The following is a 940-nucleotide window of genomic DNA, read 5'->3' on the forward strand; positions in this document are numbered from 1 at the left end:
TTCCTGGGGCCAGGACAACGATGAAGAGGTCTTCGCCACCCACTGGGGCGGGCAGGAACCACAGCGGGTGAAGGGGAAGCTCAGCGAGATCCCATTGGTCATGATCCCGGATCGCCGTGTGCTAAAGATCGAGGCCCAAGACAAGAGGATCCGCGAGCTTGAGGCGAAGTACGGGGAAACCGTGCTCCACAAGTCCTGAGCCGCGCATCATCGGTGAAGTGGTGCCTTTCCGTCCCTGGCCCCGGCCATGGCGGGAGGCACCGCTTCACCGTCACCAATCATCCAGCAAGGTCCGTGCAAGGAAAGGAGCAAATACAGTGAATCTGGCAAATGTCATCGCCGAGCCGCAATCCGGCCGGGAGCATGCAGTGATTCTTGACCACCTCGATTACTCCCAGGCGGTGATACTGCAAAACCGTCCCATCCCGTGGGAAGATCCCATGGCCTACGCCAATTTCATTGGCCAGGCACAGGGGCTGCTCAAGCCGGATGCCGCTTTGCTTCATCTCGACCGGTTTTATGCACACCGGATGGCGACCGGCCAATCCCTGCACGAGGATATGTCCGCCAGAAGCCGGACGGGCTTTGCCCTGCGAACCATGCTGGCCGATGCACAGACCCTTGAACTTGTCATGGGTATCGCCAAGACGTTTTCGCAGACACAACGGGAAGCCGTGGTGTTGCATGTCCCATCTCCCATGGCATGGCTGGTCGCCACCCATGCCTTCTCCGGAAAGGACGACGCCGCGGACCTGGACGCCGATGATGCGGAGAACGCCTCGATGTACGTCGCCGATTGGTTGCGGAATTTCTCCGCGCTTCCGATTGCCGGAGTCTTGCTCGATGACCGGACACCAGCGGGGTCCGCACAGCTCCCAGCGGTGGGGCTCGAGGTCTACACCCCCATCATCAACGTGGCCCAAAACTACCGCTGGACCTT

General features: G+C 60.5%; 2 protein-coding genes. Both read left to right on the top strand.

What is annotated here, in order from left to right; all coding sequences use genetic code 11:
* A partial coding sequence (locus B879_RS23895) for a hypothetical protein (protein ID WP_040401557.1) occupies window positions 1–199 on the top strand: 199 nt, incomplete at its 5' end.
* Window positions 200–317: 118 nt separating this feature from the next.
* On the top strand, window positions 318–940 hold a 623-nt coding region (locus B879_RS23900), incomplete at its 3' end, for a hypothetical protein (RefSeq protein WP_040401558.1).

This window comes from Cecembia lonarensis LW9 (assembly GCF_000298295.1).
In the GTDB taxonomy this organism is placed as follows: domain Bacteria; phylum Bacteroidota; class Bacteroidia; order Cytophagales; family Cyclobacteriaceae; genus Cecembia; species Cecembia lonarensis.